10 protein-coding genes are annotated in these 14,566 nt (G+C 46.1%); 3 read left to right on the top strand and 7 right to left on the bottom strand.

All coding sequences use genetic code 11. The features are described 5' to 3' along the window. Positions 1–43: 43 nt before the first annotated feature. The 6 genes from cps2T to I4V53_RS10630 form a co-directional block, all read right to left on the bottom strand. Positions 44–1,189, bottom strand: coding sequence for a beta 1-4 rhamnosyltransferase Cps2T (gene cps2T, locus I4V53_RS10655; RefSeq protein ID WP_195985680.1), 1,146 nt, complete (start codon positions 1,187–1,189; stop codon positions 44–46). Positions 1,190–1,279: 90 nt separating this feature from the next. Next, positions 1,280–2,014: a CpsB/CapC family capsule biosynthesis tyrosine phosphatase gene (locus I4V53_RS10650; protein ID WP_195985679.1), complete on the bottom strand. Its 735-nt coding sequence runs from the start codon at positions 2,012–2,014 to the stop codon at positions 1,280–1,282. After that, on the bottom strand, positions 1,986–2,738 hold the full coding sequence (locus I4V53_RS10645) for a CpsD/CapB family tyrosine-protein kinase (protein WP_195985678.1): 753 nt from the start codon (positions 2,736–2,738) through the stop codon (positions 1,986–1,988). Before I4V53_RS10645 ends, I4V53_RS10650 begins: the two co-directional genes overlap by 29 nt. A 4-nt stretch (positions 2,739–2,742) precedes the next feature. Next, positions 2,743–3,438 (bottom strand): YveK family protein, encoded by a 696-nt coding sequence (locus I4V53_RS10640; RefSeq protein WP_195985677.1) that lies wholly within the window; start codon positions 3,436–3,438, stop codon positions 2,743–2,745. A gap of 45 nt (positions 3,439–3,483) precedes the next feature. After that, positions 3,484–4,125, bottom strand: coding sequence for a sugar transferase (locus I4V53_RS10635; RefSeq protein WP_207747896.1), 642 nt, complete (start codon positions 4,123–4,125; stop codon positions 3,484–3,486). A gap of 310 nt (positions 4,126–4,435) precedes the next feature. Continuing rightward, on the bottom strand, positions 4,436–4,972 hold the full coding sequence (locus I4V53_RS10630; RefSeq protein WP_207747895.1) for a stage V sporulation T C-terminal domain-containing protein: 537 nt from the start codon (positions 4,970–4,972) through the stop codon (positions 4,436–4,438). Between the two features lie 382 nt (positions 4,973–5,354). Between I4V53_RS10630 and I4V53_RS10625 the strand changes: the two genes are divergently transcribed. Beyond that, entirely contained in the window at positions 5,355–6,482 is a 1,128-nt protein-coding gene (locus I4V53_RS10625) for a tyrosine-type recombinase/integrase (RefSeq protein WP_195985675.1), read from the top strand. A 308-nt stretch (positions 6,483–6,790) separates the two neighbouring features. On the opposite strand, the gene I4V53_RS10620 is transcribed toward I4V53_RS10625, so the two are convergent. Beyond that, entirely contained in the window at positions 6,791–6,967 is a 177-nt protein-coding gene (locus tag I4V53_RS10620; protein ID WP_195985674.1) for a hypothetical protein, read from the bottom strand. A 151-nt stretch (positions 6,968–7,118) separates the two neighbouring features. Between I4V53_RS10620 and I4V53_RS10615 the strand changes: the two genes are divergently transcribed. Then, on the top strand, positions 7,119–7,445 hold the full coding sequence (locus I4V53_RS10615; protein ID WP_195985673.1) for a helix-turn-helix domain-containing protein: 327 nt from the start codon (positions 7,119–7,121) through the stop codon (positions 7,443–7,445). A gap of 1,112 nt (positions 7,446–8,557) precedes the next feature. After that, positions 8,558–14,566 (top strand): glycoside hydrolase family 97 N-terminal domain-containing protein (locus I4V53_RS10610; RefSeq protein WP_195985672.1); only part of this gene is annotated, 6,009 nt, incomplete at its 3' end.

The following is a 14,566-nucleotide window of genomic DNA, read 5'->3' as shown; positions in this document are numbered from 1 at the left end:
CCTTAAATTGATATCAAATTGTCTGCTAGAAATGCAGTACGTTTTATTTAAACAATTCTTCATACTGCCGGCATATTGATTTCCAATTGTAGAAATCTTTCACGCGGCTAACCGCTCCCTCACCTAAACGTGTTCTATCTTCTCCCGTCAGATGGTCAGCCTCTTCAACCAGTTTGGCTAAACTTCCCGGCTGTTTCGACCAATACAATGCACTTTTCTCTGCTACCTCCTGGTTAAACCCTACATTAAGCAACAAATTTACCCTGGTACTTGCCAAAGCCTCCAATAAACTTGGATTGGTCCCGCCAACCTCATGTCCATGGATATAGCCATATGCTTCTTCACGAATTTTTTTCAGCAATTCCTGATCATAAACGGTTCCGACAAATTTAATTCGCAGGTCCTTTTCAAATCCTGTTTTTTCGGACAAGGCTTTATAAAATTTATTCTGCTCCACATTCGTAATAACCACTAAATCCTTCTTGGTATTACTCCGCATAAACTCAATCAGCATCGTCTCATAGTTATTTTCCGGAACAAAACGTCCTACAATTAAATAATACTCGCCACTTTGCAAACCGAACTTCCCGTACCACGACTGAAGTTTTTCCTCTAAACAGGTAGAACGTATTACATCCGCTCCATAAGCAATAAAGGTGGTGGCCCGCGCCTTTGCCGGATAGGTATCTTGTATATATTTTTCAATGTTTTGGGAGTCGCAGACAACAAGATCCGCATTTTTTACAAGACAAGCCTCACAATACCGTAGAATTTTTTTTGCTAAAGCATTCCACTTTGCCCGTTTCCACTCCAAACCATCCGGATTAACAAAAATTCTGACATTGTACTTTCTAAGACGGGATGCATGCAAATACAACAAAGGGCCCACTCGGCATCCTAAAATATAAACAATCACATTTTCGGGATTATTTTCTTTTATCCATTGCTCTACCTGCCGCAGCACCCGGCTGACATGTAAAATACGGCCCGGCGCTCCAGGTACAGGTACTTTTACATTAAAACAATCCGCTTCATGATATGCAAAATGCTTTTCCTCTTGATTCATACAGGAAACATGATAACGGATGGAGGGGTCCGTTTTACCTGCAGTCAAATTTTCGACAAAAGTCTCAAATCCGCCATACCGGGCTGGAATTCCTTTGCTCCCAACTAAAAACACATCCGTCATAGTAAAATTACCTCATTAAAACAATATAAAAAAAGAAGGCCTGAACGCCAATCAAACACAAAATCATTTCAGCCACATATACAGGGAAATTCAACTGCTGAGAATCATCTGCGTACTTTCAGTAATCCAAGCTTCTAACTCTCCATACTTTCTCTTCTTTAAAATCTTTTGCGCAATATCAAAGCACACCGGCCGTGTCCCGCAATTATGTGCGTCGCTGCCCAACAAAACTGGGATTCCTAAGGAATACAAGTCTTTTATTAAATCCATTGTTTCCCGGTTGGCCAGCATATTGGCGCTTATTTGAACAACCACTTTAGGAAGCCGCAAAAGCTCCCGCAGACCTTCCCGTTCGTACCACAGGTATCTTTCAAAATGCGCTAATATTGGAATAACTGAAAAGGTGTACGCAACCTCTTCAATTTCCTGTGACATCCAGCTTTTATAGTGGGATGCCGGCAATTCAAGCAGAACAGCGGATAAATCCTCATAAAAAAGCGGCGTTAAATCCAACCGGCAAATTTCCGGCTCAAGCGCTACTTCCGCAGCCATTCGCAGGGCGACTTTCATGGAATCCCCTTTTGCTTCTTCCAATTGAGTGCAGGCAACTTGCCTTTTCTCCACAAAATCCTCAATCTTTTCACAATGAGCATAATAATGTGGAGTAGCAAATACTGTCTTCACCTGCTGATTTTCCATAGTGTGCAACATCACAGAAGCTTCTTTCACATCTTTGGCACCATCGTCTATTCCAGGAAGAACATGGCTGTGAAAATCTGTCCACATGGCATTCCCCTCATTTTTCCGCTGTTTTTTTTGGCTCATAGCTCCCATAATAGGAGCTATAGTAGGAAGAGTAGGATTTATACGGTTTATTTTTCTCTTCAACATCATTGATTACCGTTCCAAGAACCACGCCATCCACCTTGCGAATACTGTCAATCGCCTTTTGCAGGATGTCGTAAGTCGTTTGCTTTTGTCTGGCAATCAAAACAACACCTGCGACCTTATCAGCCAAAACCAAAGCGTCCGAAAGAATGTTCACCGGAGGCGTATCAATGAAAATATAATCATATTGTTCAGACAACTTTTCCAGAATTGTATTCATTGATTTGGATGCAAGCAGTTCCACTGGATTAGGAGGCTGCTGACCTGCCGTTATAATATCTAACGACGACTTATCATGCACAATCGCATCTTCCAGGCCGCAAAATCCGCCCAGTAACTGGGAAATCCCCTTTCCCTTCGGAATACCAAAAATACGGTGTTGTACAGCACGGCGCATGTCGGCGTCGATCAGCAAAACGCGCGCACCTGTTTGCGCCATCGAAATTGCCAAATTTGCACAACTGATGGATTTCCCCGCATCGGGCTCCGCACTTGAAACCAAAACAACTTTTTTATCCGCATCTGATAAAGTAAACAGCAAATTGGTCCGAATCAGTTTATACGCCTCTGTCACATGGAATTTTTTCGCATCATCCAGTTTGTAGCTGGTCCATAAGGTCGAGTTCAGCTTTTCCATACCTTTTAAATAACGCTTTGCCAAACAATCACCTTCTTTCCTTTTCAATATGGATTTTGGGGATTTCACCCAACACAGGAACATCGATATGTTTCCTTAGATCATCTTCACTCTTAACCGTATTGTCCGCCATTTCCCGGTAGAATGTCCATCCAAGCATAAGGACCAAACCAGCCAAAGCTCCAATCAAGCCGTTTTTCACCACACTCGGAGAAGAAGGAGACGTTGCCGCCTTTGCCTCTCCCAGCACTTCCACAGAGCCTGCTTTTACCACACGCTGCAGAACCTTTGGTGCAATGTCCGCATAGACATTGCAAATCTCTGCTGAAAGCTGCGGATCCTCTGTATTGGCAAAAATAGCTAGAACTTCTGTATCGTTTACCGCTCCCATGGAAATCATCCCGGCCAGCTGAGCAGCTGAAAGCGGGCTGCTCAATTGTTCTGCCACCTGTTCCATGACATGCTCATCCTGCAAAATCACAATGTAAGTGCCAACCAGTTTTTGGGAAGCGTTAATATCATTCATATTTAAAGCATTATTTATAATTGGCTGTCCATTATTTACATATAGCGAAACCGACGAAGTATACTTTTTAGGCAGCACAAACATCGAAATCAATACAGCGCAAATCAGACCAACCGCTAACCCGGCGAAAATCCCTTTCATGTGTTTACGAACGACATAAAAGAGTTCCCGCAAATCGAGCTCGGTAGTTTCCTCCATGTTTTCAATCCTCTCTAAATAAAATCAATACAAAAATGCAAGCACTCAACTTGCTTTATTTTCAACAGAATCTTCCATTTGTTTTTCAAAACGAAAGACCTTTGTTTTCCCCTCTTGAATATCGGCTCTCTTTAACACATAAAGAATGGTCTTCAAGAATATAAGCATATCTATTTTAAAACCATAATGATCCACATAGTATGTATCGTAAGACGTCTTATCTTCTACACTTACTAAATCGCGCCCATTGATCTGCGCCCAGCCGGACAATCCGGGCCTTACACCGTAAACGCCTTTCTCTTCTCTGGACTGAATTAAATCTATTTCTGAAAGGACAACAGGCCGGGGACCAATAAAACTCATTTCTCCTTTGAGAATGTTTATCAGCTGCGGGATTTCGTCAATACTCGTATTGCGCAGAAACTTTCCGACAGGCGTGATATAAGAACCTGAGTTTTCCAAATTTCTGGTAGCGCAGTTTTTCGGTGCCTCTACATACATGGTTCGAAATTTATAAATTGTAAACGGCTTCATATGTAATCCCATTCTCGGCTGCCTGAACAACACGGGACCAGGGGATTCCAATTTAATGACAACTCCCACAACACAACATACAGGAAGCAGTATAACAAGCCCAAGTAACGCTGCCATAACGTCAAACATTCTTTTACAAAAGCGAAATATCATATCAGTTTCCCTCCGCATGATCCCTCATAAAACGCAAATCTCATAACGTAACTTTATTGAAAGGTGGACAGTACCATGTGGATAAATATCGCCTGCTTTATCTTCGGTGGTATCACCATGTTTGTAATCATGGCGTTTTTTCGGATAAAATAACTTTACCCAACCAAATCTACAAACTCCTAAATCGCGTTTTATTCCATTTCACTGATCCATATTCCCTGCACAATATATGACTTTTAAAAATCAAGCAATGATGCAATTCTTAATTTTAGAACAAAGCTTTACAATTCCTAAACCGCTTTTGCACAGCTTACTTTTCCATCTGTTTACTTAAAAAGCTTGCTGCTGCTCTTGTCAGTTTCTCTTCTGATTCATTTGCCGGCACAAACTCATCATCTTGCAGTAAAACCACTGCACCCATAATTTCACTGGAAACAACAATCGGATATACAACGCCAGCCACTTTATCAATTCCCTCTATCGGATAAAGCTTCTCGTCATTTTCTTTGCAAATATACGATTTTTGCTCCTGTAAATAATCGTCCAATTCTACAGAAACACGTCTGCCAATATATTCTTTTCGGGATATTCCAGCAGCAATAACATGATCTTTATCACAAATAACAGAGGGCTTGCCTGTTACACTGCTCAGAACTTCCGCATACTGTTCCGCAAACGCCGCCAATTCTCCCACAGGGGAATACTTTTTAAAAGTAACCCCTCCCTGTGCATCGGTAAATATTTCCAGCGCATCACCCTCAAAAATCCTCAGAGTACGACGAATCTCCTTTGGGATGACGACTCTTCCTAAGTCGTCGATTCTTCGGACAATACCAGTAGCTTTCAATTTAATTCTCCTCCTAGCAAATTTTGTTAAAATGTGGTATTCTAGTAAAGCGTAAATACATTAGCGCACAGTCTTCATTCAGCTATAGGTAAATAAATCGCTCCTTTACATACCAAAAGATTTTCCTGAACTATTTCAAATTCTTTTCCTAAAGTAAATAACTTTAAGATGTAAAAAACGGTCGAAATTCTTCTGTATATTATAATCCCTGCCCCCTTATATCGCAAGGTTCAAAATTCTTTTTTCTGCAAATTTATGCATCTTTGGGATATTAGTGAATTTTCGGTAACAAATTTCTTTACGATTTGTTAACAATATAAATGTAGCAGATATAATTCCCGTCAATTTTTTGGTCATAAAATTAGAGATAAGAGGTGGAAAAATGCCCAGAAAAGGAGAAAATATTTACAAACGAAAAGATGGCCGTTGGGAAGGTCGCTATCTCGTCGGATACGCTGAAAACGGAAAAGCAAAATATCGTTCCATCTATGGAAAAACCTATTTGGAAGTCAAATCAGCTTTAAAAAAGACGTCTCTTATTGTTGACCAACCGCAATATACCCATAGCTTAACGGTGTCGGATTTGTTTGTACTATGGCTTCGCGCAATTCGTGTTACGGTAAAAGCTTCTACCTTTAGCCAGTATACCTTTTTAGCAAACCAACATATATTACCTGGGCTTGGCGATATCAGGCTTGATATGATTACCGCAGACCGCCTTGATCGTTTTGTGGAGCAGAAAATCGCCAGTGGAAGAATTGACAAATCCGGAGGGCTTTCCCCAAAAACAATATCAGATATTCTCTATCTGTTAAAATCTGCACTGGATTATGGAGAAAAACAGCACCTATGTTTGAGTCCTTATTATAATCTATCTATTAAGCCAAAAGTAACCGTGAAAGAAGTAACAGTTTTATCCTCTAAGGAAAGACAAATACTAGAAAATTTTTTATTAAATAATTTAAATTATCAAACAGCAGGAATCCTGCTGGCTTTGTATACAGGATTGCGCTTAGGCGAACTCTGTGCATTAAAATGGGAAAACATTTCTTTTGTGTCTGGTATATTAATGGTACGTGGTACCCTGCAGCGCATCCATAACGAAGACCCCAATGCAAAGACAAAGACTTCTGTCATTCTCGATACGCCGAAAAGCCAGAGTTCGATCCGAGATATCCCCCTGCCTGCCTTTTTGGAAGACATTTTGTTTGATCTCTCAAAAGGGATCTCTCCCCAAGCATTTATTTTAACAGGAAAAGAAGGACGGTATTTAGAGCCCCGTACGTACCAGAATTACTTTAAGCGATATTTAAAAGCAGCGGGCCTTAAGAGTTATAATTTTCATGTACTTCGGCATACCTTTGCCACACGATGTGTAGAAAACAAGTTTGATGTAAAAAGTTTAAGCGAGCTTTTAGGCCATGCAAATGTGAATACAACGATGAACCGCTATGTACACCCTTCTATGGACTTAAAAAGGCGTTATATGGACGGATTAAAACCAGCTTGATTTGCCGTCAGCTTTTTAGTCAAAAGGCGCGAAATGCAGGACAACACCTGCATTTCGCGCCTTTTTTCTTAAAGTTATTTACTTTACGAAGATTACTTGTTAAAAGAGATGTATTTAGCATTACCGGATTTTTTTCAAATACGCGGCGATGCTAAAAATTCACACAAAACGTCTCGGTATATGACCGGGACGTTTTTTTGCAGGTATTTTTCATTTGTTGAAGAGCTTTAAATCCGCATGCATTTCGTCGTTTTTCTTAAGAAAGGTATTTTTTCAAAGCACTTATCAACGTTTACCATCGCGAATATTTAAGCTAGACGGTTCTTGGAAAACTTTTCACCTTCTTGTGACAAGTTCATGACAGACTGAGCAAAGTCCAATGACCGCAAGATCATCAATACGCTGTCTTGGCCTTTGTCATCCAAAGTAAGAAAAATTGAGTTCAACTCCGCAATCCTTTTAATTTGTTCTTCGTTCTGTGTCATTGCCACACTCTCCTTCACACGTCTGTGTTGTATCCTCAATATAACACGTTTTATGTGAGTTGTCAACACTTCATCTTTGCCTATTTTGTGTTGACAAGCGCTTTTTTGTGTTGTAATATAGACGTATCCTTGAAGACAGGAGGCAAATAAATTGTCTAATAGAATAAAAGCTGTGAGAGAGGCTTTAAATTTATCACAAAGAGAGTTTGGAGAAAAACTGGGGGTCAGCAGAGATGTGATCAGCAATTTGGAATACGGCCGGGTACAGCCAAAGGAGCTTCAACTTCGCCATATTTGCGATCTGTATGGCGTAAACGAGGTTTGGCTTAAAACAGGAGAAGGTGAAATGTTCAATCACACCCCTCCCTGTAACAAGAAATTGGAAGAAGCGTTGGAGATTTTTCAAGCTTTACGCCCGGATTTCCAGGATTACGCTTTGGAACAGATTCGAAAGCTGGTTGAGCTGCAAAACAAATAGGTTATCCTAACACACAAATTGATCGAAATGGCAGATGTTGTAAACATCTGCCATTTCTGATTTTTTGCAATTTCTCCGTACTTTTGTATTGCACTGTCAATTCATTTTCTGAAACAGCAAACCTGTCCTGCGTTTGACAATTTCATGTTCAGTTATGTCCCAGTGTGTCACATTCCTCATATATATTGTTTAAAAAATCTCTTTCTTCGCGTTGGACAGATGCAAATGCTTTTGCCGCATTTGGGAGACCGTGCCATTTTATAAAAAATTTACGCACCTAAACGACATGCAGACAATTACCATGTAACCTGATTGAACATGGTTCTAAAAAATCTTATCTCATAAAATTATATATAAGTTATAGAATATGAATTTAATTAAAATCAGGTCCTTATTACACATATTTAAAATACAGACGCCTATTTAAAGCTTCGCTTTTTACAGCTCGTGAACTTAAGTTTTATCATCCTAAAAAATAATATACGTCGATTCCAACGAACACTCGAGGAATCGACGTATACTCCATTCAGTCGTGTAAACAGGGCGTTATTGCCTGCCGCTTTCGCACTTCATTGATAAAAATGAAATATGAAAACCTTTTGCACACGCTTTCGTTGCAAAAGTCCCAACCATCACTTCTTGTTTGCGTATTATAACATACACCGCCCTTCCATATAGCGCCATAGATGAAAAAATGATGACATTGTAAAGGCTATTCACACACACAGCCCCTTTGCAGGTATTTTTATCATGTTCGTACAATTGAAATTCTATGTAAACTTAAAAAAGCCAAAAAGCGACCGTTAACAAAACCTGAAATCTCATCAAATCAACTGGCGGCATTTGATATATAACCGGCCGCTTTCAAAGCGCTTCAGGCTGTCAAAAGCGACAGGACCTTCTATTTTACAAAATGCCGATTATGGGTCATTAGGAATACCCTTCATAAAAAAATTGGAAACCTTTCAAATCAATTAATTTTAATATAGTTTTTGCATAAATTCACTAAAAATCAGAATTAATAAGGAACACTTTTAGAACACTTCTTTTGCTACAATGAGGTTTATAAAAACAGGCGCAGACGCCTGTAATTATGAAGGAGGATTCAAAGCATGAGGAAGAGACCTTGGAGCTCGCTATTGTCATTGATGCTGGTGCTTTCCCTGGTGTGTACCACCTGGATGCCGGCATTTGCAAGTGTGAGCACAAAAGAAGTGAGGGATTCTGGCGGAGACACTACCAGCGTTTACCTCAGCGACATGGAATGGACATCAGCCCACGACGGCTGGTGGCTGGTTCGCAGGGACAGGGACGTCAACGTTCAAAAGATTGTCCTGAAGGACGCGGACGGTGCGGACGTACCGTTTGACAAGGGTCTGGGAACCAGCGGAAACGCAGAAATCGTTTATGATCTGACCGGATACGGCGCCCTGCGTTTTCAGGCGCAGATTGCCATTCAGAGTGATTGGGGTACCACCACCTTCACTCTGCAGGCAGACGGCAAAGAAATCTACGCAAAGTCCCTGAACAGCAGCAGAGGTATTACACCGGTGGATGTTGCCATCCCGGAGGGAACAACCGTACTTCGCATGGCGACGAGTGGCTACCCGAACGCCGTGTGGGCGGACGCCAAACTGGTTTGCGACCGTTCTATTCTGGATCGCCTGCAAACCATTGCGATCCAGCCGGAGGAGCCTTCTGTCGTGGTGGGCGCTACCGCGGGAATGGTACTCTCTGCTTATTCCAATGGCAAGGAAAAAATTGATTTGACCGAAGACCAATGTACCTTCAGCAGCAGCAATCCGAATGTCGCTGCAGTCGATGAAAAGACGGGTAAAGTCACCGGTATTTCCGACGGTATCGCAACGATCACCTGCGAAGCAGTGGACGGGGATATTGTCTGCACCGCTTCCTGTGAGATCATCGTCGGAGCCGGTCAGGAGGGACAAACTTGGTCGGTTTCCTCTCCGGATGAAAACGTTTCCGCCTTGTTCTTCATGAACGATAAAGGCGCGGTGCGATTCGTCTCTTCCTATAAAGGAAAGACCGTTGTCGCCAGCTCCCCCACCGGTCTTGTGACAAGCGAAGGGGATTTCCGCGACGGTCTGACGTTTACAGCTCGTGACGACGAAACAGTAACCGATTCGTACAATCTGATCGGCGCCAAGGTGGATCAGGTCAGCGCAACGGCCAATCAGATGACGCTGCATTTTACCAAAAACGGCGTTTCCTACAGCATTGTAGTTCGCGCTTACGACGACGGTATGGCGTTCCGCTATGCGATTGAAACGGAAGACGGTGCGGAACTCCGCATTTCTGAGGAAAACACCGGATTCCAGTTGGCCAGCGGTTCTGTTGCGCAGGCAATGGATTACGAATACGCCAATGAATCGGTCGCACAGGAACACGAAGCGCACAAGCTGCGCGGCGGTTACTGCATGCCCCTGCTCTATGAAACCAGAGACGGCGCATGGGCGCTGCTCTCCGAGGCTGACTTGAACGCTACCTACTGCGGCGCGCAACTGCAAGGCGATGGAACGGGTCTGCTGCGTGTAACCTTTACACCGGAGCAGGAAGACGACGTGGTTACAGAGGCGCCGTTTACCTCCCCGTGGCGCTTTGCCGTGATCGGTACCCCGAAAACCATCGTGGAAAACACCATGGCGGAAACTCTGAGCGAGGATTGCCAGATAGAAGATACCAGCTGGATCCAGCCCGGCACTGTGGATTGGACCTGGTTGAACGGCGATCTGCGCCACACTGATCCGAACGTCAATTTTGAAACGGACGCTTTTGAAATCTATAAAAAATATATCGACTTTGCGGTAGAAATGGGCTGGCAGTACCAATTGTTGGACGAAGGCTGGCAGAAAAAAGCGCCCAGAGGCAGCAATTACATTTACGAAGGCTACTATGATTGGACAGACGACCTGGTTCAGTATGCCAATGAAAAAGGCGTAGGCCTGATTGTTTGGGCCAACAGCTCGGATCTTGACACCCCGGAAAAGCAGGAGCGTGTTACGGAATGGGCCAAAATGGGCTTCAAGGGAATCAAACCGGATTTCTTCGATTCCCAGTCGCAGGACACCATACTTCAGATTGAACGGCTCATGAAAAAGACAGCTGAAAACCATATGCTTCTGAATCTGCACGGCGCAGGCAAGCCTACCGGCGAACGCCGCACTTGGCCGCAGGTCATCTCGCGTGAAGCAGTGTTCGGCGCGGAACAGTACGACTTTATCCCAGACAATGTCAGTGCGCGCCACAACTGCACGCTTCCTTACACCCGCAATGCAGTTGGCCCCATGGATTACACCCCCATGGCCTCCTTTGGCGTCAGCGGCGACCACCGGCAGTTCACGCTGGCCCATATGGCGGCGCTCCCGGTGATCTTCGAGGCCGGCGTTCAGTGTATGGCTGACACACCGGAGGTTTACCGTGCGCACCCCGGCTATGAAAATTATTTTAAAGGCATGCCTTCCGCATGGGAAGAATCCCTGCTGGTGGACGGCATCCCCTGTGAATATGTCAACATCGCGCGCAGAAGCGGCGATGACTGGTATCAGGGAATTATCTGCGACGGGGCACGTACAGCAGAATTCAGCCTTGACTTCCTGGGAGAAGGCGCCTACACCGCCTATATCCTCCTGGACGGCGAAGCGCCTATGGAAATCGTTGATGCAAAAACACAGACTGTCACTAAAAACGATTCCCTTTCCATCCCGCTCGCGGAAACCGGCGGTGCAGCAATCCATTATGTAAAGACAGAAAAAGCACCGGAATGGGATAGCTCCGCTACTTATCAGATTCTATCTTCGTTAAAGGATGCCGGCATTGAGACTTACGGCGGCGCCACCTCCCCGGGAACCGTTGTGGATCTGTGGTGGAACTACCAGGGCGATGCGCTGTACTGGCGCCTGATCCCTGACGCAAACATGGAATACTACCGCATCCAACCGAAGAATACGACCGAGACCGTTTTAATGCCGACCGATTCCAAAGCGGAAGCCGGCGTCAAATTGACGGTTGGCAACATCAACAACACGGACGATTCCCAGTGGTGGAAAATTATCCCGGCAGACAACGATACGTTCCGGATTCTGAATAAAAAGGCGGAAACGCCGCTTTACATTGCCCTGGACGGCGACGGCACCTCGGACGGCACACCGGCTGTCCTGGCGGGCGGCAACGCGAAAACCAGTTTGTGGAAACTCCCCAAAACGGCAGCTCCTGAACCGGAGCCGCAGGAGCCGGTCGCAGAAATAGCGGTTGCGCAGACACTGCTATCGGCAGGCGAAAGTACTACGGCGTCCGTTTCCGCAACAGATCGTTTTGGCAACACTGTTACGGACTATACAATTGAAAGCAGCAACCCCTCTGTGCTGGAAGTCAGCAGAACAAGCACTGGGATTACGGCTGCAGCAAAGAGCAACGGCACCGCTTCTCTTCTGTTTACCGCAGAGCTGGACGACGGTTCCATTTTGAGAGCGCATGCACAGATTGTCGTTGGAACAGAACCCATTGAAGGAAGCATTTTTGAGATAAAAGCGCCGAACAGCGAGGTTGCCGCCCTGGTCGCTTACGACCGTGCGGCAGGCACTGTGTCATATCTCGCATGCAAAGATGACGAACTGTTTACGGGCGTCTCTCCGACCGGCCTTGCCACCAACCTGGGCGATTTTCGTTCCGGCCTGGTCCTGGGCGATGTATCAGAACAAACTGCCAATGATTCCTATGACCTTATCGGCGGCAAGGTAAAGCATGTGAATACCAGCTACCGCGAAGTCGTATTCCCGTTCACGAAGGACGGTGTTGCATACAGCATTATTTTCCGCGCATATGACGATGGAATTGCGCTTCGCTATGCCATTGACGGAGAAAACGACCTGACGATTACAGAAGAATTTACAGGCTTGCAGCTCCCGCAGGAATATCAGCAGCTCTGGGGACAGAGCTGTGGAGACAATTCCAGCGTAGCAAATGAATGGCCCCACAGGAATCTGAACGGCAAATCCAACATTGAAGGTTCCGTATACAATGTTCCGCTGCTGTACCAAACCAAAGATGGCAGCTACGGCCTGTTCTCTGAAGCGGATCTGATGACCGGCACTTATTGCGGATCGGTCATTCAGGGCGGCAAAGGCAAGATGTTTCATGTAAAATTCGCGCCGGAACAAGCTGCCGAAGGTCCGGTTGTCACCACCGCACCGTTTACTTCCCCATGGCGTTTCCTGGTCATGGGCGATTTGGCAGCGATAATGGACAACACCATGCCGGAAAACCTGAGCCCGGACAGCGTCATTGATGACGCCAGCTGGGTAGAGCCTGGCGTATCCAACTGGTCCTGGTTGAATGGCGACCTCCGCCACGATCAGATTCCAGCCGACAAGTTTGAAACCGAAGGCCTGCGCATCTACAAGGAATACATCGACTTTGCCGCCGAGATGGGCTGGCAGTACCAACTGCTGGACGAAGGCTGGATGATTCCGTACAACCGGACGCAGGACAAAGAGAACGTGCCTGGTTACGATCCGAACGCACCGGCTGGCCAGCGCTACCTGGGTTACTACTCCTGGACAGAAGAAGTGGTCGAATATGCCAAGAGCAAAGGCATCAAACTTCTGGTGTGGGTACATAAAAACGATATTGTAACAGAAAAACAGCGTGAGCGCATCGCCTACTGGGCAGAACTCGGCATCGCGGGAATCAAGCCCGACTTCTTCGATTCCGCAACGCAGTCCATGATGCAGCTGTACGACAATCTGCTGAAATTGACGGCGGAAAATCATATGATCATTAACCTGCATGGAACAGTGAAACCGGCCGGCGAGCGCCGCACCTATCCGAATGCCCTGACAAGAGAAGCGGTCGGCGGTGCGGAAGGCTATGCAGTCAGCGATTGGCGCGACGTCAACGATTACGGCGGCGGCAGCCGTCCGTGGGGCGGCGACCTGACGGCGGCTAACAACTGCGTGATCCCCTTCACGAGAGGCGCGGTCGGCCCGCTGGATTACACCCCGATGGCTTCCTTTGGCGCTTTGAATAACGTGCGTTTTGGTCCCCTCGACCCGGATACCGGAAAACCACAAGAGTTTGACAACCCGCCGTTGTTCACATTGGCGCACATGTATGCGCTGCCGATCATCTACGAAAGCGGCATCCAGTGCCTGGCGGATAAACCGTCGGTTTACCAGTCCATTCCCAATTACGAGAAATACTGGAACAGCATGCCTGTTGAATGGGACGAGAGCAAGCTGGTCTACGGCGAGGTTGGCGAGCTGGTCGAGATGGCACGCCGCAACGGCGACGACTGGTATATGGGCGTGATCTGCGCTTACAAAGAGAACAAACCGGTCGATATTAATCTGGACTTCCTGGGCGAAGGCACCTATACGGCCTATATCTACAGAGACAATCCGGAAAATCCACTGGATTTGGAAGAACCGTTGAATGGCCTGATTGCAGAGACCAAGACCGTTACACGCGACGATGTACTTACATTGGAGCTTGCGGGACTCAACACCCCGGTCCTGGAATACACCTTTAAGCAGGCCGACGGCAGCACCATCACGGCTCACAGCCGCAAGGATCTGACAACTTCCGGCGGCGCAGCGATCCGTTTTGAAAAGACAACCGACGCAAAAACCCTGGAAGTCAACTACAGCGGCAAGCAGGCGTCCCTGTTCGTAAACGATGAAGAACAGAAACTGGCGAACCTGACCGGCAGCTACAAAGCGGAACTCACCCCGGACAGCAAAACCACCCTGACCTTCCTCCCGGCGGTGGAAGGCAGAACGTTCGCGGGCGTCTCCGTCAACGGCGAGGCACAGAAGGACTTCACCGCGGATTCCTACACCATGACCATCAACGGACTGCCGGCGGCAGCCAAATACGATCTGGCCTTCACCGTGGTCAACAAGCAGATTCTCCGCACCGTGCTGACGGCGGCGGAAGCGCTGAACGGCGGCGAGGAATACCTCGCGGCGGTCCCCTCCGTACAGAAGAAGTTTGACGCCGCTCTGAAGAACGCACAGAAAGTTGAAGAGCAGCTCGACGCCTCCCAGAAGGACATCGACGGCGCCTGGAAGGACCTGCTGCAGGTCATCCAGTTCCTGAGCTTT

The sequence above is a fragment of the Clostridium sp. D33t1_170424_F3 genome, assembly GCF_015667585.1.
Classification (GTDB): domain Bacteria; phylum Bacillota; class Clostridia; order Oscillospirales; family Acutalibacteraceae; genus Anaeromassilibacillus.
Note: the sequence above shows the minus strand (reverse complement) of the source record. Positions and strands in the feature narration are given on the sequence as shown.

Bases quoted from the DNA above. Each gene is read 5' to 3' on its own strand.
- cps2T (WP_195985680.1), bottom strand. From the start codon at position 1,189: ATGACGGATGTGTTTTTAGTTGGGAGCAAAGGAATTCCAGCCCGGTAT.
- I4V53_RS10650 (WP_195985679.1), bottom strand. From the start codon at position 2,014: ATGAGCCAAAAAAAACAGCGGAAAAATGAGGGGAATGCCATGTGGACA.
- I4V53_RS10640 (WP_195985677.1), bottom strand. From the start codon at position 3,438: ATGGAGGAAACTACCGAGCTCGATTTGCGGGAACTCTTTTATGTCGTT.
- I4V53_RS10635 (WP_207747896.1), bottom strand. From the start codon at position 4,125: ATGATATTTCGCTTTTGTAAAAGAATGTTTGACGTTATGGCAGCGTTA.
- I4V53_RS10625 (WP_195985675.1), top strand. From the start codon at position 5,355: ATGCCCAGAAAAGGAGAAAATATTTACAAACGAAAAGATGGCCGTTGG.
- I4V53_RS10620 (WP_195985674.1), bottom strand. From the start codon at position 6,967: ATGACACAGAACGAAGAACAAATTAAAAGGATTGCGGAGTTGAACTCA.